Below are 21,295 nucleotides of genomic sequence, written 5' to 3'. Positions count from 1 at the left end.
CCCCCTTCCTGGTAGTAAAGAAACTTGGCGATTGCCAAGTCTCTCAGGTTATCGGTTCTTATCTCTTATAAAAGGGAGTGCCAAAAGATCAGTGCTGCACAGCAAGCTCCCCCCATCGCAGCTTCGATGAGATAACGCTTTATATATCTCTCTTTTTCCATGGTAACCACTTGCAGATTTCCATCGAATCCACGCGCTAGTAAACCATGGTTTAACTGCTGATACCGTTGCATACTTTTAGCAAACAACAAGCTGACTAGTCGGCCCATGTCCTTCAATTGGGCTGAAAAACTTCCATGCCCACCGCGTGCTTTTTGCGCAATCCATAAATCATGTGCCGTTTGGAAAAATACAAATAAAAATCGATACATCAACATAATAAGTTCAACAATGATGGGAGGCACTCGTAATGCGCGTAATACGTCAAGCAATTGAACTAAAGGGGTCGTTAGCAGCAAAAAAGCAAAACAAGCACTAGCACCCAATGTGCGGGTAAACAGCTTACCGATCACAAACAAATTACGTTGATCAATATAGACATACCAATCACCTATGGTAAGTAAATGCCAGCTCGATTCTAGCCCGATGCTGACTGAACCTGACAAGCGCTGTACGTCGATTAGCAGGGCAGGTGTACTGCTAATGAAAAACAAGCAGGCTACCCCGATAAAAACAAGATAGCTACGCAAGGGAACACTAGCATACCCTACAATCCAGATACTCATCCAAATAAAAATGCCAATTTGAATTTCCATATCTGCACATAAGGCAAGAACAAGCATTCCTGCCGCAAAACCAGCTTTGAAGCGAGCAGATACATCACGCAGTCGATTTTGATACGCTATTCGGTCTATCCAAAGATTCATTCTTGTACTTCGTGTGTCGTTTCATTTTTTTTACGACCTTTAAAAAATCCAATTGCGTAACCAATCACACCCGCTCCCAAAGCTGCCTGAACTGCGAACAACAAGCTCTCTGTTTCAGAGCCTGGCACTTCCATTAACGGCTGAAACCATGGTTCATATTCTGGGGCCAGCTCCTGGATTGCTTCTTCCGCTTGGCCATCTGCTCCACCAAATTCAGAGTTCTTGATCAACATCAGTGGAATGACCGCGATCACTACCACAAGGGCAAGTAACAACAAGTTTTTCCATTTGGCTACTCTTTTCATTATTTGGCACCTCCCCGCAAGCTAAGCAACATCTGCAATTCTTGACGGTTATATGCGCTAATCCAGTTCCAAACAACTACAGTAAGTAAACCCTCACAAATAGCTAACGGAATCTGAGTGACTGCAAAAATGGTTCCAAACTTCATGAACGCAGCAGCAAAACCACCGGAGGCCGCTGGAAAAGCTAATGCTAATTGAACAGATGTCGTGATATAAGTAGCTAAATCAGCCAAAGCAGCAGCGAAGAAAATGCTGACTCCTTGCTTTACCTGCATACCGCTTAAAAGACGATAAATCCCATAGCCTACAAACGGCCCTACAACTGCCATAGAAAAAGCATTGGCTCCGAGTGTGGTTAATCCTCCATGGGCAAGTAAAATCGCTTGAAATAAAAGGACAATACTACCTAACACACTCATAATTTGTGGTCCGAATAGCACTGCTCCAAGTCCTGTACCTGTAGGATGCGAGCTACTACCTGTAACAGACGGAATTTTAAGCGCCGACAATACAAAGCTGAACGCACCAGCCAACGCTAGTAACAGCTTCAATTGTGGTTTATCATTCGTCAAACGTATTAAAGAGCGAAGTCCCCAGACAAAGAATGGTACAAACACTACCCACCAAAAGATCGCCCAGCCGAAAGGTAAAAAACCTTCTGCAATATGCATCGCGTAGGCACTTTCGGGCGAGTTCACTAGAAAATACAGAGCAAACACAGGAAGTAACCATAACAAACGACTACTTGCAACCCATTTTCGATTCATTTTCATCATCCTTTGGAAATTAATTAGTATCCTTCTTTTGAAACCATGCTTCAAGATGACTAATATTTAAGTGACTTTCCACGTGATGTGCTAATTGATCATAAGCTTTTTCGCGTCTCATCTGCTCGGTGACTACCTCTTCTGTAAAGATCGGTAACCCTTTTTCCTGACGCAACAGATTAATAAGCTGTCTGGTAAGATGTCGATTGTGGAAAATCCCATGCAGGTACGTTCCACTAGCTCTTCCATCTTTCGAAATGGCACCATCCTGTTTTCCATCCTGTAAGATAATGAAAGGAGAACCGGAGTGATCAGTCATACAGGTCTCTCCTAGATGGATTTCATATCCTGTTACCTCTGTCAACGAATTCTGATTGTCCTTTGTTGGTTCCATAGTGTACTCTTGCTGCTGGCCTGCTTTCTCACTCGACAATCCCAGCATTTCCTGCGCCTTTGGATGTAGCTCTCCTGTGACCTGCACAGTTCGTTTCTCCTGACAAAATGTGGTTTCAACAGGTAGAAAGCCTAGCCCAGCACGCTCTTGTACTGTTCCGTCTCCTTCTACACCGTCAGGGTCGAGTAACTTCTCGCCCAGCATTTGAAAGCCTCCACAAATGCCAAACAATCTTGTACCTGAGCGATGCAACTGGCGCAGGGCATCTACAAGCCCTTCCTGTTCAAGCCATGCCAGGTCGTCCAAGGTATTTTTTGTACCTGGAATAATAACCAGATCAGGGTTTCCTAGCTCATGTCGGTTACGTACATATCGCACGCCTGTTTCTGGTTCATCAAACAACGGATCAAAATCAGTAAAGTTCGAAATACGTGGCAAACGAAGAATTGCAATATCAATAGGGAATTCAGCTAATTGAGGTTGTTTAAAGCGAAGTGATGACAGTGCTAGCGAATCCTCCGCCTCAATTTCAACAGCCATATAGGGCAAAACAGCCAAAACAGGTATTCCCGTTCTTTTTTCCAGCCATTCCACTCCATCGTCTAACAAATCGCGTCTTCCTCTGAATTTATTAATGATAAATCCCTTAATTCTTGCCCGTTCTTCATCGTCGAGTAGCTCCAGAGTCCCTATAATAGAGGCAAATACTCCACCGCGTTCAATATCTGCCACTAAAATTACATCGGCATCCGCTAAATGAGCCATCCGCATGTTAGCAATATCTCGATCTTTCAGATTTATCTCTGCTGGACTTCCCGCGCCCTCTAAAATGAGAACATCGTACTCATTTTGTAGACGTTCTAAGGCTTCCTTTACAATTGGCATAGCTTGTTCTACATAACTTTCTCGATACTCTCTTGCATCCATATCAGCGTAACGCTTTCCATGTACAATGATTTCGGCAACCATATCCTGCTTTGGTTTTAACAGAATTGGATTCATGTCTGTAGTGGCTATTGTTCGTGCTGCTTCTGCCTGTACGCCCTGAGCACGTCCGATTTCCTTCCCATCTTTTGTTACATAGGAATTAAGCGCCATATTCTGTGATTTAAACGGTGCTACCCGATATCCTCGATTGGCAAAGATACGGCACAAAGCTGTACAAATTAAACTTTTCCCTACATCTGAGGCTGTGCCGACTACCATGATGGCTTTTCCTTGCATGTAAGCACTTCCTCTCTAAAATTCCAAACCTTTTACTGCCGGAATTCCTTCATTATAATAGTGCTTAGACGGCTCAATGGTAGAGACCAAATCTGCTAGTTCGATCAGTTCCGTTTTCGCACTGCGACCTGTGATTACCAAATGCATATTGGTTGGGCGATTTTTGATCGCTTCTACTATCTCTGCTAGTGGGAGAACATCTTCAATCGGAAATGTAGAAATTGCTAACGCATTATTTAATTCATCTAATACTAATAAATCAATAGTTGGGTCGCTCAGTTTCTCTTTCGTCAATGACCATGCTTTTTTTAAAGCCTCACGATGCTCTTCTGGGGTTTTGGTCCAAGTAAATCCGATTCCTAGCTGTTGCATCTCCATTCCTAATTTACGCATGGATAATGACTCACCATAGGATCGCTGCGGGGACTTGATAAATTGTAAAAACGTCACTTTCATCCCCCGTCCCAAGGCGCGCAGACTAACACCCAAAGCCGCTGTTGTTTTCCCTTTACCATCACCGGTATACATTAAAAACAAACCACGTCGCTCGGCTCTTTCTTTTGGACTGTCCTTTTGTTGTAATTCATCAAGAGATTCCACTGGAACCGCTACAGTAGATCCATTTTCATTTTGCTCTTGGCTGTGTGCCTGTCCTTGATTCACGTCATTTCGATGTGACATGCTTTGCTTCCCTCCTGATGATTCACTTTTAACCTTTTTACAGTGGGCAAGTCCTTTACAATGTAATAAGACTGACTTAATGAAAAGCTTTGTTCACTGCTGATCTATGCACTGCATACTCCCTGCATGAATCTAGCCAACGCTTAATCATTCCCGGATGAGAAGCAAAATGCAAGTGTGTATAGCCGGCCAACAAGCTGCCTTTGGCGTAGCCTTCCTTTTTCACGCCTCGCATTCCCTTTACCTGATAAGCATGATTCTCAGTAGTCTCCTCCGTTATTTTGGAGTAGTGGAACTCATGCCCGCGAGCAGTTTCACCTGCTAAAAGTAACAGAGAATCCCGTTCAGCTAGCGCTTCTCGATAACCCAGTGCAGCCAACTTCTGTTGCATCTCTACTTGATAAGGGATGGCGCCTACCATCTCATGCTGTTGTCCTGCACGATCTGTGATCGACTGGCATAGATACATGAACCCACCACATTCTGCAAAAGTAGGTAATCCAGCTTCTATCATGCTATGCAAGGTTTGCCGTTCTTTCGTCCATTGCGACAAGCGTTCAGCAAATTCTTCTGGAAAGCCGCCACCAATATACAGGCCATCAGCATCCATAGGGGGAAGCTCCCCATGTAACGGGCTAAAATAACAGAGCTCGGCTCCATACGCTTCTAGTAGCTCTAAATTTTCCTGATAATAAAAGTTAAATGCTTCATCCTTTGCCACAGCTAATTTCACTGGGGATAGATCAGATGATGTAGGAGATGGACCAGCTAACAATTTTTCTGTAGGCTCTGCTAGGGCTGGTGCGCCATTTGCCAGTGCCAGTAATAGATCTAAATCAACTGTCGCTTCGATTTTCTCGGCTAACAGATCAAACCAAGGTTCCATCTCCCCGCGCTCAATCGCTGGAATTAGCCCGAGATGTCGCTCAGGCACCTTCAAGGACGGATCGTTAGGTAAATATCCAATAACGGGTATATTGCACATTTGCTCAACAGCCGCTTTTACTAGCTTAAAATGATTCGCGCTACCACATCGGTTTGCAATGACACCGGCGATTTTTACAGATGGTTCCAATTCTTGAAACCCTTTGACAATCGCCGCCGCACTACGAGCCATAGCTTTAACATCAAGAACAAGGATGACCGGAGCCTGTAATAATAGACTTATTTCGGCTGTACTTCCTTGATTGCTAAGTGGATCTTTACCGTCGTAAAAACCCATGACCCCTTCAATCAAGCTGATATCCGCTGACTGGCTGCCACGCAGAAACACCTCATGCATGACCTGCGGCGGCATCATCCATGTATCGAGATTACGAGATATTCTGCCAGTTGCAGCCGTATGGTACGTAGGGTCAATGTAGTCAGGACCAACCTTAAATCCTTGGGCCTGGAGCCCGCGCTTGCGCAAGGCCGCCATTAATCCGATCGATAATGTTGTTTTCCCTGCGCCGCTACTGGTTCCTCCCAATACGATTCGTGGACATTCATAAGTCTGTTCCTTACTCTCCATGTAAAATACCTCCTCCGTTAACCAAAGCGATGGACAAGGTTACATTTCCGCTTTTTTGTTTCGCTAAGTGGGGAGCCTCTGCCTTAGCGGAGCGTAATGCGGCAGGCTCACTGACACCATAGGCACCCGTAAATTTATACACTGTTTCCGAACGTTCTGTCATTGGCATCTCGTTTAATTGCTCTGGTGTATAGGCGATTAACTTCCAGCCATATTTTTGACAAACAGCTAAAAGTCCTTCTTCGTCCTGCTTTAATGTAATGGTTGCGATATTGCGTACGCTTTTAACCGAAAGACCCTGTTGCTCTAAGGTTTGTAAAATGACTTGTTCGATTTCCTCCGCAGATGTCCCACGATTGCAACCAATGCCAAGTACAATGGTTTTTGGACGATAGACAACTCCATTTTCTAAAAAGCGGGTCTGCTCTTCTGCTGTTAATACACGTGGCGTAATGACCAAAGCTGCCTGAAAGGTATCATTCCAAGCCTCAGCCATGGAATGATACACTTGAAAATGCCCCGGCAGTGGCTTATCTGGATAAGGCCACCAGCCGCTTTCCCCTGCTTCTTGAATAATGGCTACCTTTTCTTCATTGACCACACTAGCACTTACGGGAGTTACCTTTTCAAAGCTATCTAACTCCCAGCCAAAGCCACGTCCAAACAAATCTACAGGAATCGTTTTTTGCACATCTGATGCCGTAGTAATCACTGGATTGGCATCTAGTAATCTCGCAATCTCACGAGTTAGCTCATTCGCTCCGCCAAGGTGTCCTGATAATACGCTGATGACATTCTCTCCTCGGTCATCTACGACTACAACACCTGGATCTACTTTTTTATCCTGCAATACCGGAGCCATCATTCGGACAACAGCTCCGAGCGAGATGAAAAAGATGAGACCGTTATATTTCTTAAAAAAGTCAGCAAACAATAGACGTACAGAGCCTGTAAACGTACGAATATCTCGCTCTTGCTCATCTCCTACCATGAATTTTTCCATGTAGTATAAATGTGAACCAGGTAACACCTGATGCAAGTGACGAGCTTTCTCTACCCCATGCTTGGTAATCGCAACTATGGCGTATGGTAGTTGCTCCGGATTTTGTACGATCTCGCTTGGGGTACGTCCAGCAGGTACGGGGGTATTTACCTCGACTCCTGTCTGCCTTCCTACTCCTGTACCCTCACTCATCCGTTAGTCACTCCTTTACGGAATCGATGCGTAAAGGTCTTATCATATAGCTTGGAGCGATGCTCAGAGGAATCATGAAGCATTGGATCAAGTGCCCAGCCAGCTAAAATCATGGCATGACTACGAATTCCATTTGCCGCCATATCTTTGTCCAAATGCTCAAGCGTTGTACGAACAATTTTTTGATCCGGCCATGATGCTCTTTGCACAACCGCTACAGGGGTTTGTTCACTCCAGCCAGCTTCAACCAGCTCACGAACAACCTTTTTGGTCAGCGTAGCACTTAAATATAGTGCAATTGTACAGTGGTGACTAGCTAAATCCTTAAGCTGCTCTCGATCTGGTACAGGTGTGCGTCCCTCTGCTCGTGTTAAAATCAGTGTTTGTGTTAATTCAGGAACGGTTAGCTCTGCTTGTAGTGCTGCCGCCGCTGCAAATACAGAACTTACTCCCGGAACGATGGTAAAGGAAACCTCCGCCTTTTTCATGATCACCATTTGTTCCAAAATGGCTCCGTACACTGCCGGATCACCTGTATGAACGCGAGCAACGCTTTTTCCTGCCCGAACTCGCTCAATCATGATTTCTACCATTTCATCAAGCGCAAGTCCCGCGCTTTTGATTACTTCTGCTTCGGGTTTAGCACGAGCAATTAATTCATCGTTTACTAAAGAGTCGGTATAAATTACTACATCTGCCTTTTGAAGAATATTTAAGCCTTTTACAGTGATTAGGTCTGGATCGCCTGGTCCAGCTCCTACAATATAAACCATAGGCTCAAGCCCTGTATTTGTCATTTGTTCGCTAGGTTTGTTCATGTCATTCATCCCTTCCGTACTACCATTAGTGTAAGATACTCAAGCTCTTTCCCTTTTAACTGGCGAACGTCCTTCCAGATCGTCTCTTCACCAGATGTCACCTTGGTAATTACAGACGCACAGTCTGCCATACCTAGCTCCTCTAGCAAGCCAATCATCATATCTAACACCTTAGCTACTTTCAAGAAAATGACAGTATCATGATGCTCCAAAACTCTACGCATAGATTCTCGATCTTCCGTTGCCGGTATGATACCAACCTGCTCATCTCCATCAGCCAATGGAATGTTTAATTGGGCAGCCGCTCCCAGCACTGAGGAAATACCTGGAACTGATACCACTGGCACTTCTGGATGCAATTGATTCATTAGACGAGCCATATGAATAAACGTACTATATAAATTTGGATCTCCCTCTGTTACAAATACAACATCTTTTCCTTGAGAAAGCTTCTCCCAAACCTGAGCTACTGTCTGAGCCCATTGTTTCTTTAGAACGTTTTCCTCTTTCGTCATCGGGAACACTAATCCTAACAGATCTTTTGCAAGACCATCCGTATACTGCTCCACGATCGTTAGCGCATAGCTTTTGCCGCCTTTACGCTTTTTAGGATACGCGATGACATCCGCTTCCTTCATCAGACGGAACGCTTTGACTGTGATAAGCTCAGGGTCCCCAGGTCCAATTCCAATTCCATATAAAGTCCCAACAGAGGTATTCACCGGATTATTTGTCAGTGTATTTTCATGATTTTCAAGAGTTGTATTAGTCATGTTGCTCATCTTTATTCTCCTCCTTGGCTTTGTGTTTAGCAGTTATGATATAGACAGGATTTAACCCTTCAAGTCGGGTTAAATGCAAAATTGGTTTACTGCGCGACACCTGCAGCATAGTGACTGATACGTCAAACCCCGCCGCTTTGCATGCCTGCATTGCATCTGCTAAATTTTCGATGGTAACAGCATTGATTACTACACGCCCACCTGGACGCAGGCGCTTAGCAAATAACTGGACTAGCTCTGTCAGCTCGCCACCGCTTCCCCCAACAAAGATCGCATCTGGATCAGGGAATTCATCCAATCCAACAGGGGCCTTCGCATTGATAAATGTGATATCCGTACGAAACTTGTGCATATTCGCGCGAGCATTTTCTAAATCTGGCTCATTCTTTTCTACAGCATACACAGCTCCCAAAGGGGCTAGCTTCGCTGCTTCGATCGCTACCGAACCAGTCGCTGTTCCGATATCCCAGACGATGCTGTCAGGTTTTATCTGCAACTCAGCAAGGCTTGCTACCCGCACTTCTTTTTTCGTAATGAGTCCCTTATCTGGTTTACGTTGAGCAAACTCTTCATCAGGAATGCCCAATGTCCAATTCACAGGTGAGGCATTCTCTTTTCTTTTGAGAATCATGACATTTAAAGGGTCGCACTCTGTCTCTGCCAATTCCACAAGCGTAAACCACCGACAACGTTCTTCTTTATTTCCTAACCGCTCCGCTACAAACGCTTCATATTCATCCATACCAAAACGCAGTAAATACTGAGCTACTTTTGCCGGAGTATTTTCCTTATCCGTTAATAGAGCCACCTTAGACTTGCCATTCACACGTTGTGCTAATCCAAGCATTGGGCGACCGTGTACACTGTCAATATGAGCATCTTGCCAAGCTTCCTTCATTTTGCTAAAAGCAAGCTGTAAGCTACTCAAATGCGGTACCACTTGCACGACATCACGACCGAGTTTGCGGGTGAGCAAACCTCCAATCCCATAAAACAATGGATCTCCAGAAGCAAGCACAACAACCTCTTTACCTGCTGCTACCGCTTGTTTTATTTCGCCAATTGCCGCTAGCACACCACTTTTCAAAGCAAAGCGCTCACAGTCAAGGTCTGGGAAAAAGGCTAAATGTCGCTCTCCCCCTACCAGCAATTGCGCTTGTTTGATCAGTTCAATAGCTTGGGGAAATAAACCTTGAGCACCGTCATCCCCGATCCCGATTATCGTTACCTGTGTCATCTACTACCGCCTTTCCCAACAGTTCGCCTTTCAATGTGGTGAGCACCGTTTCTATAACCATGCCTCCGCCGACGTGCTTATTGATTTGTTCGGAGCATTTGTATGCCAATAAGTTAAAAAAAGCGGAGTTTCCCGCTTGGCTCATGAGTTCGCCCACCTGCATGGCCGTGTTGGCTCTCTGTATTTCTGCAATATGTTCTTCACTTGCACCGACTTCTCTGGCTACCTCCGCCAAAAATTCAAAATCAACAGAAGATCCCTTGGAATGCACCATCATTGCTCCCTGAGCAACCTTAGACAATTTTCCCATCATTCCAACCATGGAAATGTGGGTAAATCCTTGCTTTTTACCAATAAGGGCACTAAAGCCCACGAAATCTCCCATTTGAATAAACGATTCTTCTGGCCAATCCGGATACTGTTCCATCGCTGTTTTTTCGCTGCGCCCACCTGTTGTAATGGCAATAGCCTGGCAGTTGCTTGCCTTCGCTACTTGAATAGCTTGAGCTACCGATGCTTTGTAAGCAGCCGTTGAAAATGGTACGACCGTTCCTCGGGTCCCCAAAATGGAGATACCTCCAACGATTCCTAACCGTCCATTCAGCGTTTTCTTAGCAATCTCTTCTCCATTTGGCACTGAAATGACAACGCTGACTCCACGATCTTCTATTTCATATTCATCTAAAAGCTCTTGGACAACGCCCTTAATCATTTTTCGTGGAACAGGATTAATAGCTGCTTCACCTACCGGAATCGGCAATCCGGGCTTTGTAACTCTACCGACACCTATTCCGCCATCCAAATGAATACCGCTATCTGCATGCCAAGAAACACGTGACAAAATTAGGGCCTTATGGGTGGCATCTGGATCATCTCCACCATCCTTAATGATACCAGTCTCCACCCAATTTTCTCCTCGTTCCTGAGATACCATTTGAAACGTGACCCGATCCTTATTAGGCAAAAGAATTTCCACCTCCGAAACTTCTTCCCCGCTAAGTAAGGCTAGCAGGGAAGCTTTCGTGGCGGCGGTAGCGTTGGAACCTGTTGTATATCCGTGACGAAGTGGCTTCTCATTTTCTGCCTCCGCTACCTTTGCATTAGTCATGCACGCTCGCTCCGTTCTGTTGCTAGAATGGACAACGCATTAACCGCGGCAACAGCAACTGGGCTACCACCTTTGCGATCCAAGTTCGTGATAAATGGAATATCTAACTTCGCTAATTCCTCTTTGGATTCAGCTGCAGATACAAATCCAACTGGTACGCCAATAACCAATGAAGGGTTGGCCTTACCCTCTTTCACAAGACGAATCAATTCAAGCAGTGCAGTAGGAGCATTCCCAATCGCATAGATACCACCTTTAATTTGGCTTGTAGCTTTGCGAATAGAGATAATAGCACGAGTTGTATTCTCGGCTTTCGCTTCTTGCATGACATCAGCATCAGAAATATAAACATGTACATCTCCACCAAACGCCTTTAGTCGTGGCTTACTGATGCCTACTTGAACCATTTGAACATCTGCAATAATTGGTTCACCGGCTTGAATAGCGCGAATGCCCGCTTCTACTGCATCAGGATGAAACTTCATGCTACGCCCTAAATCAAAGTCGGCTGTTGCGTGGATGACGCGTTGCACCACACGATACTGATCATCCGTAAAAGGATGTGGACCTAGCTCCTCTGTAATCATTTCAAAACTTTTTGATTCAATTTCTTGTGGTTGAATCGTGATTGGTTTAAACTCCGTATGAAATTGCGATGACATATGATTTCTCCCCTCTTTGGTTCCGTTATTTTTTAGACCGTAGCCTGTGTTCGTAACGCTTTCAAAACGCTCTCAAATGTGTGATGCGTCTCTCCATACACGAGTTTCGGTCTGTCGATCATAATGGTATAGATGCCAAGCTCTAGGGCTGCCGCTAGCTTCTCGTCTACAGCGCCTACCTTACCGCTTTCTTTTGTAATCATTGTAGTAACACCATATTGTGTATACAAAGCGGCATTCAATTCTTTAGAGAAAGGACCTTGCATGGCAATAATATTTTTTTGCTCTACGCCTAACTCTTCACATTTTTCCATATTGTCTTTACGTGGCAGCATTCGTGCAATCAAACGAATCTCGGGATCACCTAGCAAATGCTTCGTAAACGTTCCAAGCGTTTTGCTTCCTGTAGTTAGCATCACTACGCCTTTTCTTTGTTGTGCTTCCAATGCTGCTTGTTCATAATTTTCCACTATGAGCACATTAGGATGGTCAACATAACTACGGGTCTCCCTTTCATACCGGATGTAAGGAAGCTGTAATTCTTCTGCGCAAGCCATCGCATTTTTAGATGCTTCTTCTGCAAAAGGATGACTTGCATCCACAATGGTTGTAGCCTTCTGTTCCTTGGCTAAGGCAATCATATCCGCTAGTGGTAGTCTTCCTACTCGCGTCGTAATTCCCTCGTCCTCCAAGCTTTTAGCGGCAGAATCGGTAACAACCGTTGCCAGTAGATCAACACCAGTAGACTTCAAAAGGACAGCCAATTCGCGTGCATCACTTGTCCCTGCCAAAAACAGGATCATACACGTACCCCCCGTTTATCATCAGCTTCTGTAGCCTGAGACTCCTTGCTACAGGCTGTATGCCCATCTTGGGTTACAGGGGTATGGCTATGTCCGTTTGCATGGTGATGATCATGATCATGGTGGTGATCATGGTCATGATGGTGATCATGGTGGTGATCATGGTCATGATGGTGATCATGGTCGTGATCATGGTCGTGATGGTGATGATGATCGAATACAGCAAGTTTTCTAAATTGACAAAGATCGCAGTTGGCTAATGCCCGTCCCTGTAATGCTTCTATAGAACGATCTACTACAATTTGTTCTAGCAGTTCATGGAAGCCTAATGCCTCGCTCATCGAGGCATGTATATCAGGGAAGTCCTGATGAAACTGTTGTAAGTTTTCTTCTAGACGTTTTAACAGGATACCCGTAAATAACAAATAAGGAAGGACATAAATCTGCTTAGCTCCCTGTCTTACACAACGGACTAATCCTTCTTCCACTGTCGGATAGGTAACGCCCATGTACGCCACTTCAACGTTACCTACCCCTGTGCTCTCCCATAACAAGCGGGCTATTTTACAAAGATCGCTGTTTGCATCTGAATCACTGCTACCACGACCTACTAAAAGAATGGCACTATCCTTGTTAGCCGGTTCTAGTGGAGTATAGGCAGTTGTATTTTGTAAGCGATCCCGCAAAATTTGCACCATGTCCTCATGCACACCTATGGGGCGCCCATAACGAAAATCTACATGGGGATATTTCGCCTTAGCCTCGTCTATTTCATGCGGGATGTGCAGTTTAGCGTGGGCTGCTTGAAACAGCATTAAAGGTACCATTGCTACAGTGGTAGCTCCACGTTCTACTATTTTTTGCACACCTTGCATAATGGTTGGTCTGGTTAACTCCAAGAAACAAGTCTCATACAGTGTCACGTCTGTTTGTTCCTGTAACAATTCAGTAACTCGCTGTGTAAACTGTAGAAGATGCTCATTTCCCTCGGCATCTCTGCTACCATGACCGATAAAAAGTATTCCGTTCAAAAAATTCCCCCCCTTAATCTCCACACGGTTCTTCGATCTGCAATGGAGCTACGAATTCCTGATAGCGGTATTCAAGTACCTGCCCTGTACGTTTAAAGAATTTATGGAATCGTTCCTCGATATGACCTTTTGTCTTATACTCATCCACAATCCGTTCTACAAGTCCAATAATCTGTTCTTCTGGAACTCCCTCAGCTATACGTTGTCCAGGATGAGCGTTACGTCCGATACGCTTGCCACCTAAAAACACATCATATGCGCCACGTCGGTATACAAGACCAATGTCCTCCATAACTGCACCATAGCAAGCCATTCCGCAGCCGTTAAAGCCAATTTTTAAATCCTTTGGCACAGCTAGACCATCTAATCGTCTACCTAATTCCTCAGCTACAGGGATCGATTCATCCTTTTCTAAATCACAAAAATCACAAGCTTTCACCTGCGCACTAGCCCCGATCGGAAACAATTGAAAGCCAACTGCTCTTAATTGTTGCGTGACCTGCTCTGGATCTACCTGCGGTAAGCGAAGAATAATTTGATGCTCAATGCTGTACATCATTTCTCCGCCATCCTTGGTCAAATCGGCCAATAGACGCATTTGTTCAGAGGTAAAATTCTTACGAGCTACACCAGGCGAAACGCCTAGCTCTAAAATATCAACAACTCCGCTAAACGGGCGAGGTGGTGGAGTGATACCCTGATTTAACTCCAAGGCTGTCTTTTCATCAACGCACGCAAGCGCTTCCATCGCTAATTGAAAGGCCTTTACCGCTTGTTTAGGAGCTTGAAAGCTCTCTGTCTCTTCCTGAAAAGAATTCTGTTCTACTTCCCTTGAGAATTGCCTGGGATTTGAAAGGGCTTCCATCGCCGCTGATGGTGCGGAATCAGAAACCTGAGCTTCTTGTATTGTAGCCTGCGGTGAAGTCGCTACAGCCACTTCTTGCACAGAAGATGACTCAGATACCGGATTTCCACTCTGAGGCTGGCTGTGAAGCGCCCAAGGCTCTGCCTTCTCCTGCAAGCGTTCATGAGGTTTTAACGGTTGATCCATGCGATTTAACGTATATTTACGTTGATATCCGCGCGGAGTAATAATTTTTTGGTCGTAAACAAAGGTAGTCGAGTTCCCGATGATTACTGTTGTCAGCATTCCAATGTCATGCTGTAGCATGTCTGCAAGTGTTGTAATTACAACATGTTCTCGATCTCTATAGGCGCTCTTTACGATTCCTACTGGCGTTTCAGGAGAACGATATTTTAATAATATTTGTTGTGTTTCTACAATTTGTCGTGTACGGCGACCACTGCGCGGGTTATACAGCGCAATGACAAAATCAGCAGAAGCAGCTGCTTCTACACGCTTAGCAATCGTTTCCCACGGTGTAAGATGGTCACTCAAGCTGATTGTGCAAGCGTCATGCATAATGGGAGCACCCAATAAAGACGCGCAAGACTGAATGGATGAAATTCCAGGTACAACCTCTACCTTCACCCCAGTAGATTCTGTCCAGCCTTTTTCGACTAGGACTTCATAAACTAGTCCGGCCATGCCGTATACCCCAGCATCCCCACTAGAAATAACGCCAACAACTTGACCTAACTCAGCCAATCTTACCGCTTCTTGAGCACGGCTAACCTCTTCTGTCATCCCAGTACGCACGACACTTTTGTCTGAAATAAGCTCTCGAATTAAATCTACATAAGTGTTGTAGCCAATTATCACTTCGCATTCTAGGATAGCCTCTTTTGCCCGATGCGTAATGTGATCATGATGTCCTGGTCCAAAGCCAATTAGTAGAATTTTTCCTTTCTCCATCTACTCCAAGCCCCCTATCCTTATTTGCAATCAACCTTACATTTTTATACAATAAAAAAAACAGCGCTTCCCCGTCTGACTTACGTGAGAAGTGCTGTTATGATGAGCTTGTTATTTTTTGGAAAGGAATATTCCCTTCTGTAGCAAAACTGCTCTCATAACACCTCCCCATCTGCCGTAGGTCTGACGGTGTTGTTAGAATAAAGAGGGTAGCCTGACTCTTGGAATATTCTGCTCCTTTTCGTCTTCTGAAAATTTATAATATCCAGTGACAAAAACGGGCTCTCCAATTACAGTGGCGGGACCGTGTTGGATTTTCACCAACTTCCCCATGTGAATCGTTTCTCATGTAACAATTCCTTTATTCCCAAGCTTATGTGATTAGTTCTATCATAATCCAATTTGCATTTTATTGTCCATACTTTTCTGTCTAGCCCACACGGGACTGGACAAGAGGTGAAAGAAGATCGTATACTGACATACTATTAGAAATCTTCTATTTTTATGCATAGAGGAAAATATATTTGAATATACAGTATCATAATTAACATATTATAGAAAGGTTGTTAAAACATGTCCCTCTTACACACCTTACAACAACGTCAAGCTATACGCGCCTACGATGGTCGCCCTGTAGAAAAAGAAAAGATCGAGCAGCTTCTAGAAGCAGCTATATTAGCACCCAATGATCGCTTGCGAGAGCCTTGGCACTTCTATGTCATTCGAGGCGCTGCTAAGGAACGGTTTAACCAGCTAGCTCAGGATTTCTTGCTTGAACGCTTTCCTACCAAACCTCATTTAGTAGAAGAATCCATGAAGAATGTTCTGGCCACCCCTCTCATTATAGTCGCTACATCCCAAATCATAGAAGGCGACGAAGCTTCTTCGCTTGATAATGATTATGCTGTAAGCTGCGCTATTCATTCGATGTGGCTGATGGCTTCTGAGCTAGGTCTAGGTTTTGTATGGCGTACACGTGGTGTAGGTTTAGCTAGAGATGAACGTCTCAAAGCCTTCTTGTCCCTATCTGATCAAGAAAAAGTAATTGGTTCCTTATTTATTGGCTATCCAACTGATGAAGCCACACCTCGAACTGCTCGAAAGCCTATCACTCAAAAAACAACCTGGGTCGAGTAAACTTTGGCATATTTCGAACGGTTACAAAAAGGTTACATTTTTCCCCGCTTTGTTGTAACATTTCCCTCACCTGCTACGTATTATTTTTATAGTAGGTGATGATACATATGACAAACCACATGACTTTTGCCATACTGGTGGGCTTGTGTGCGACAGCGGGACTTTTTTTATTTCGACGCGCTGTGACGAGTGGGGATCGACAGCAAGGCGGATTCTGGATTAATGGTCTAGCTATCGCTATTGCAACTTTGCTGGTTTTATTCTCAAGCGCTATCGTCGTGTTCTTATTGGTTACGATTCTCTGGACAGTCGGCACTCTATTTCCTATGTTTGTCGACAAATCTGATTTCTGGACACTCGTTTCCTTTGCAGTCGTCTCCTTTTTCATGTTAATGCTGTACGAACTAATTCTTGAACCAGTCCTTTTATACATAATGCAAAGACTACATATCTCAAGAAATTGGAAATTGATACCTGAAATTTTAGCAACGACCTTCATTTTTTATCTCGTGAATACCACATGGATTTCTGGTGTCTTGTTAACACCATTAACTCCCTTATTTGTTGGCATATTAGCTGTAACAGTCGATTATGTTTTAGAGCGCATCATGGGTGAGAGAAGGTAAAAATGTAGACACGACAAAAAGCACCTCTTAGTTTGCGAATCTCGCAACATGACAGGAGGTGCTTTTTATCTGTCTTTTCCTCGTACAAAAAGGCGTTTCTGCAAGCATACAGAAACGCTTTCAACTCTGTTCTTCCATTCTTTTTTTATATGTATGTTCTCCCGTTATACAGCAGATGCACTTAGCGTGTCGTCCCTGTTTTTCCCTGTTTCTTCTGCTGTAAGCGGTATTGAGTAGGTGTACAACCTGTTTCTTTCTGAAAAACAGCGGCAAAATAGGCACTATTACGAAAACCTACTCTGCTTGCAATCATGGAAACATTTCGATCTGTTTCTAGTAGTTGCTTCTTCGCTTCATCTATTCGGATGCGCGTTAAATATTTCCCTGGCGTTATCTTCATACAACGAGAAAAACAACGCTGCAAATAAAAAGGACTCACATAGAGACGTGACGCCATTTCACGCAGAGTTACGGGTTGGTTATAGCAATCGTGAATCATCTCTAGCAAACGGGTCGCCGCATCTTCTTCCGCTGATTTCCAGGTTGGTTCAGATGGTCTACAACGCTTGCAAGGACGAAAACCTGCAGCAATGGCATCGGACGCCGCATAATAAATCTTCACATGCTCTCTTTTGGGTGTCCTTGATTTGCATGACGGCTTGCAAAAAATACCCGTCGTGCTAAGGCCATAAAAGAATAGTTGATCATAATTTGGATCGCATTCTACTATCGCCTTCCAGAACTCCTCTTTCATCCACGATCCCTCCTAGCCTTCAATCCTCAGTATAACGTAATGTTTTTACTTCTAGTAAGCAACTGGGAATGAAAGAGCAAAATTTCGATAGTTTTTTCTTAATTTCACAATTATGTAACTTTTTCCATAATAAAAAACCGTGCCTTTTCACGTTCTTACGAATATTTTTTTGTAACAAACCGCTTTTATTTTCACTAATATTAAAAAAAGCCAAGAGAGGAAGTAGCTCCCTTCTCTTCGCTTTTTTATAAACTACTTTATTATGTACGTCGATAAGCGCCCGCATTCTGCTGAAACAATTGAGGTGCCCCATTTGCTAGTAATGTAACGACCAAAGCCGTAATCACATACTCAGGTATCAGATAAGTTGCATTATAGCTGAAGGAATAAAGTGTTGCAGGTGTTCCTTCCGGGGCATAGCTCCCAAACCAAACAGCTCCTGAAGTCGTGCGAATAGCCAAGCATAACGCAATTCCCACTAGCAATCCTCCCCAGATGGAGGCAATTTTTGTTGCTTTGCTTTGTGTCTTACTAGCGTACAGGAACGCACCAAAGCCTAGCACGGCATAGGATAGAGGATAATCTAACACCATTTGAATCGGATGGACCATCTCGCCACCAAAAAAGAATTTAACCATGCCTACTAGCCCGCCTGTGATTACGCCTGCTACCCAACCACGGCGAAACGCCAAGAGAGCTATCGGTACCATTACCAGCGATACGCTTCCCCCTTGAGGCATGGCAAACAGCTTTACCTTACTTAAAATAACAGCTATTGCTGCCATGATAGCTATTTCCATCATGATAACCAGTCGTGTTCGTGACATTTCAATTCCTCCTCATTCTGATGCAGTATGTATGTAAGCAGCAGAAATAGAAAGGGTCCAACTCAAGTTTATATAGACTATAAATACAAATTAGAGCAAATTGTATCAGCCAGTTGAATATAAAGAGCGTTTTTCATGTTTTACACACAAAAAAAAACCACCCTAGACGGATGGTTCTCAACTCGGCGATACAACCCTATCTCGACGATAGAGCTACAGCTTTCGCACTTGAAGTCAGCTACCTCTCCCTCCGCTGGCATTACCCAGTTCAGGTTCTACGGTCAGTAACGCATTCTGTTACAATCTCAGCCGCATTTGCCCGGCCCCCGTTTAGTACATGCTTATTTCATTTTCAATGTTACAAATTCAAATAATACCATAACATATTACTACTATTTTGCAAAGTACTTCTTTGAAGCGTCATTTGCTTCATTATAATTGTTTTTTCAATGGTACGTTCTATGACTTTGCATCTAACAAAAGCGAAAAATCAGTTGAAACAGGCTAGATCTTTTACAAGATATAGGGAAAAAGCAGAAATTGAGTGGGCCGAGGTACCCCCCACTTATCCTATGAATAGTATGTAAGGCAAAAGCCTAAAAAGCCTGCTACTTCGGCACCAACACACTCCCCCTGACATAGGATAAGGTGACTGTATCCCTCAACCTTGTTCCTGTAGAGCCCACAAGGAGGGGTGGCACGTTTTGAAGAGTAGCGACCAAAGTAAACCGTTATTAACTAATCGCGAAAGAGAAGTGTTTGAACTCCTGGTCCAAGACAAGACCACAAAAGAGATAGCAGGACAGCTCTTCATTAGCGAAAAAACAGTCAGAAATCACATTAGTAACGTCATGCAGAAATTGGGCGTGAAAGGGCGGTCACAAGCCGTAGTAGAATTGGTAAGGCTTGGCGAATTAAAAATTTGACCGCTCAGGTGAACTGTCTCCCTTTTCTTCAAATCCTTGAAGAGAAGGGGGGATTTTTTCATTCTTTAGACATAAGGTGTTCGATTATAAGCCTCTTCATATCGCTTCTTCATGGCATTTACAATTAGAGTAAAACCTAGAACCGCAAGCATAAAAGCGGTTAGTGGCGCAAAGAAAATCCACTGCTTTGTTTGTAGAAAAGAGCGTGATTGTCCGATTAATCCAGCCCATTCATAGAGGATGTAAAGAGCGTACTATATCATGCTTGAAAACTTCCAGACCACTCTTTATATTTTATTTTTATTTATGACTTTTCTATCAAAATAAGAAAAGGCGCAAAGGTTATAAAAAACCTAGCGCCTCTAGCATTTTAATCTAATACTTCTCCATTACTAGCAATGACATTTTTATACCAGTAGAAGCTTTTCTTTTTCAATCTTCGCAGAGTTCCTTTTCCTTCATTATCCTTATCTACATAAATGAATCCGTAACGCTTCTTCATCTCTGCAGTGGAGGCACTAACTAAATCAATTGGTCCCCATGTTGTGTAACCAATCAGGTCAACACCATCTGCAATCGCTTCTTTCATTTCCGCAATGTGGTCCTTTAAGTATGCAATGCGGTAATCATCTACAATGACATCCCCGTCTTCTACAACATCAACTGCCCCTAATCCATTTTCCACAATAAACAGTGGCACCTGATAACGATCGTACAAAATATTAAGGGCAATACGCAAACCTTTCGGGTCGATTTCCCATCCCCAATCTGTTGCTTTCAAATACGGGTTTTTTACTCCACCCATGATGAGATTGCCATTTGTCTCTCCAGCTTTTTCAGGGGTTACTGTTGCCGTTCTACTTACATAGTAGCTAAAGCCTAGATAGTCTACTTTATACGTGCTCAATAGCTCTTCGTCGCCTTCCTCTATGACGATTTGAATATCATTTTCAGCAAAATAGCGCTTCGTATAGGATGGATAGTAGCCTCTCACTTGAATATCGGTAAAGAATAAGGTCTCCCGATCCGTAGTAAATGCTTTCCATACATCTTCTGGATGACTTGTTAGTGGGTAGGTTGGCAAATAAGCCAGCATGCAACCAATCTGAGCATCAGGAATGATCTCATGGCATGCTTTTACAGCCAAAGCGCTTGCCACGAACTGATGATGAGCCGCTTGATACATCGCGTTCTTCTCGTTCTCACCTTCTGTTAATACAAGTCCACCACCCGTAAATGGCGCATGTAGCACAACGTTAATCTCATTGAACGTCATCCAGTATTTCACTTTATCCTTGTAGCGTTTAAAGAGTGTTTTGGCAAAACGCTCATAGAATTCAACTAACTTCCGATTTCTCCACCCTCCATACTGCTTCACCAGATAAAGCGGCATCTCATAATGTGAGATCGTTACTACCGGCTCAATACCGTATTTTTTAATTTCATCAAACAATTGATCATAGAATTTCAAACCTTCTTCGTTTGGCTCAAGCTCGTCACCATTCGGAAAAATTCTTGTCCAAGCTATCGAGGTGCGGAAGCATGTAAAGCCCATTTCTGCAAACAAGGCAATATCTTCTTTATAGCGATGATAAAAATCAATCGCTTCATGATAAGGGTAGTAGCCTTCCATTGATTCATCATGCGGATACATAATGCCTCTTGGTGACACATCTGCTGTTGAAAGACCTTTGCCACCCTCTTGATAAGCGCCCTCTAGCTGATTAGCTGCGACCGCTCCTCCCCATAGAAAGCCTTCTGGAAATTTCTTCACGATTTTCGTCATAACTTATTTCCTCCTTATAAGTAGAATTGCATCTATG

At 43.8% G+C, this 21,295-nt stretch carries 21 protein-coding genes and 2 riboswitches; of the genes, 3 read left to right on the top strand and 18 right to left on the bottom strand.

Going from position 1 to position 21,295, the window contains the following annotated elements:
* Positions 1-65 precede the first annotated feature (65 nt).
* The 15 genes from cbiQ to cobJ form a co-directional block, all read right to left on the bottom strand.
* On the bottom strand, positions 66-866 hold the full coding sequence (gene cbiQ / locus O0550_RS02340) for a cobalt ECF transporter T component CbiQ (protein WP_003338871.1): 801 nt from the start codon (positions 864-866) through the stop codon (positions 66-68).
* On the bottom strand, positions 863-1,171 hold the full coding sequence (locus O0550_RS02335) for an energy-coupling factor ABC transporter substrate-binding protein (RefSeq protein WP_258425570.1): 309 nt from the start codon (positions 1,169-1,171) through the stop codon (positions 863-865). Before O0550_RS02335 ends, cbiQ begins: the two co-directional genes overlap by 4 nt.
* The gene (locus O0550_RS02330) at positions 1,171-1,938 is read right to left on the bottom strand and encodes an energy-coupling factor ABC transporter permease (RefSeq protein ID WP_035317816.1); all 768 of its coding nucleotides are present in this window, start codon (positions 1,936-1,938) and stop codon (positions 1,171-1,173) included. The genes O0550_RS02335 and O0550_RS02330 overlap by 1 nt, the downstream gene beginning before the upstream one ends.
* Before the next feature lie 19 nt (positions 1,939-1,957).
* On the bottom strand, positions 1,958-3,556 hold the full coding sequence (locus tag O0550_RS02325; protein ID WP_003334910.1) for a cobyric acid synthase: 1,599 nt from the start codon (positions 3,554-3,556) through the stop codon (positions 1,958-1,960).
* Positions 3,557-3,571: 15 nt separating this feature from the next.
* The gene (locus tag O0550_RS02320; RefSeq protein WP_022584159.1) at positions 3,572-4,237 is read right to left on the bottom strand and encodes a cob(I)yrinic acid a,c-diamide adenosyltransferase; all 666 of its coding nucleotides are present in this window, start codon (positions 4,235-4,237) and stop codon (positions 3,572-3,574) included.
* Between the two features lie 76 nt (positions 4,238-4,313).
* Entirely contained in the window at positions 4,314-5,750 is a 1,437-nt protein-coding gene (locus O0550_RS02315; RefSeq protein ID WP_258425569.1) for a cobyrinic acid a,c-diamide synthase CobB, read from the bottom strand.
* The gene (locus O0550_RS02310; protein ID WP_096887680.1) at positions 5,740-6,945 is read right to left on the bottom strand and encodes a cobalt-precorrin 5A hydrolase; all 1,206 of its coding nucleotides are present in this window, start codon (positions 6,943-6,945) and stop codon (positions 5,740-5,742) included. Before O0550_RS02310 ends, O0550_RS02315 begins: the two co-directional genes overlap by 11 nt.
* Complete coding sequence (cobM, locus tag O0550_RS02305) at positions 6,942-7,763, bottom strand: precorrin-4 C(11)-methyltransferase (protein WP_003334914.1); 822 nt, start codon at positions 7,761-7,763, stop codon at positions 6,942-6,944. Before cobM ends, O0550_RS02310 begins: the two co-directional genes overlap by 4 nt.
* Positions 7,764-7,768: 5 nt before the next feature.
* A complete protein-coding gene (cobI, locus tag O0550_RS02300) occupies positions 7,769-8,485 on the bottom strand; it encodes a precorrin-2 C(20)-methyltransferase (protein ID WP_258425598.1) in 717 nt (238 codons plus the stop codon).
* A 43-nt stretch (positions 8,486-8,528) separates the two neighbouring features.
* The gene (locus O0550_RS02295) at positions 8,529-9,782 is read right to left on the bottom strand and encodes a bifunctional cobalt-precorrin-7 (C(5))-methyltransferase/cobalt-precorrin-6B (C(15))-methyltransferase (RefSeq protein WP_003334917.1); all 1,254 of its coding nucleotides are present in this window, start codon (positions 9,780-9,782) and stop codon (positions 8,529-8,531) included.
* The gene (locus O0550_RS02290) at positions 9,748-10,890 is read right to left on the bottom strand and encodes a cobalt-precorrin-5B (C(1))-methyltransferase (protein ID WP_003338877.1); all 1,143 of its coding nucleotides are present in this window, start codon (positions 10,888-10,890) and stop codon (positions 9,748-9,750) included. Before O0550_RS02290 ends, O0550_RS02295 begins: the two co-directional genes overlap by 35 nt.
* A complete protein-coding gene (locus O0550_RS02285) occupies positions 10,887-11,552 on the bottom strand; it encodes a precorrin-8X methylmutase (protein ID WP_003334919.1) in 666 nt (221 codons plus the stop codon). Before O0550_RS02285 ends, O0550_RS02290 begins: the two co-directional genes overlap by 4 nt.
* 32 nt (positions 11,553-11,584) lie before the next feature.
* On the bottom strand, positions 11,585-12,355 hold the full coding sequence (gene cobK, locus O0550_RS02280; RefSeq protein WP_258425568.1) for a precorrin-6A reductase: 771 nt from the start codon (positions 12,353-12,355) through the stop codon (positions 11,585-11,587).
* Positions 12,352-13,386, bottom strand: a complete 1,035-nt coding sequence (locus O0550_RS02275) for a sirohydrochlorin chelatase (protein ID WP_258425567.1) — start codon at positions 13,384-13,386, stop codon at positions 12,352-12,354. The genes cobK and O0550_RS02275 overlap by 4 nt, the downstream gene beginning before the upstream one ends.
* A gap of 13 nt (positions 13,387-13,399) precedes the next feature.
* Positions 13,400-15,202 (bottom strand): precorrin-3B C(17)-methyltransferase, encoded by a 1,803-nt coding sequence (gene cobJ, locus O0550_RS02270; protein WP_258425566.1) that lies wholly within the window; start codon positions 15,200-15,202, stop codon positions 13,400-13,402.
* Positions 15,203-15,389: 187 nt separating this feature from the next.
* Positions 15,390-15,581: riboswitch (cobalamin riboswitch) on the bottom strand.
* Positions 15,582-15,775: 194 nt separating this feature from the next.
* Here cobJ and O0550_RS02265 point away from each other — a divergent pair.
* Entirely contained in the window at positions 15,776-16,339 is a 564-nt protein-coding gene (locus tag O0550_RS02265) for a nitroreductase family protein (protein ID WP_003338881.1), read from the top strand.
* Between the two features lie 107 nt (positions 16,340-16,446).
* A complete protein-coding gene (locus tag O0550_RS02260; RefSeq protein WP_242401292.1) occupies positions 16,447-16,965 on the top strand; it encodes a hypothetical protein in 519 nt (172 codons plus the stop codon).
* A 181-nt stretch (positions 16,966-17,146) separates the two neighbouring features.
* Here the strand turns inward: O0550_RS02260 and O0550_RS02255 are convergent, their stop codons facing one another.
* Positions 17,147-17,719, bottom strand: a complete 573-nt coding sequence (locus O0550_RS02255) for a bifunctional transcriptional activator/DNA repair enzyme AdaA (RefSeq protein WP_003334925.1) — start codon at positions 17,717-17,719, stop codon at positions 17,147-17,149.
* A 260-nt stretch (positions 17,720-17,979) separates the two neighbouring features.
* Positions 17,980-18,546: an energy-coupled thiamine transporter ThiT gene (gene thiT / locus O0550_RS02250; RefSeq protein ID WP_181747060.1), complete on the bottom strand. Its 567-nt coding sequence runs from the start codon at positions 18,544-18,546 to the stop codon at positions 17,980-17,982.
* Positions 18,547-18,774: 228 nt separating this feature from the next.
* Positions 18,775-18,886: riboswitch (TPP riboswitch) on the bottom strand.
* A 364-nt stretch (positions 18,887-19,250) separates the two neighbouring features.
* On the opposite strand from thiT, the gene O0550_RS02245 reads away from it, so the two are divergent.
* On the top strand, positions 19,251-19,472 hold the full coding sequence (locus tag O0550_RS02245; RefSeq protein ID WP_003334928.1) for a helix-turn-helix domain-containing protein: 222 nt from the start codon (positions 19,251-19,253) through the stop codon (positions 19,470-19,472).
* Positions 19,473-19,842: 370 nt separating this feature from the next.
* On the opposite strand, the gene bglH is transcribed toward O0550_RS02245, so the two are convergent.
* Positions 19,843-21,258: an aryl-phospho-beta-d-glucosidase gene (gene bglH / locus O0550_RS02240; RefSeq protein WP_258425565.1), complete on the bottom strand. Its 1,416-nt coding sequence runs from the start codon at positions 21,256-21,258 to the stop codon at positions 19,843-19,845.
* Positions 21,259-21,295 lie beyond the last annotated feature (37 nt).

The sequence above is a fragment of the Brevibacillus halotolerans genome, from assembly GCF_026891775.1.
Classification (GTDB): Bacteria; Bacillota; Bacilli; order Brevibacillales; family Brevibacillaceae; genus Brevibacillus_B; species Brevibacillus_B halotolerans.
This window is presented reverse-complemented; position numbering and strand designations above follow the sequence as displayed.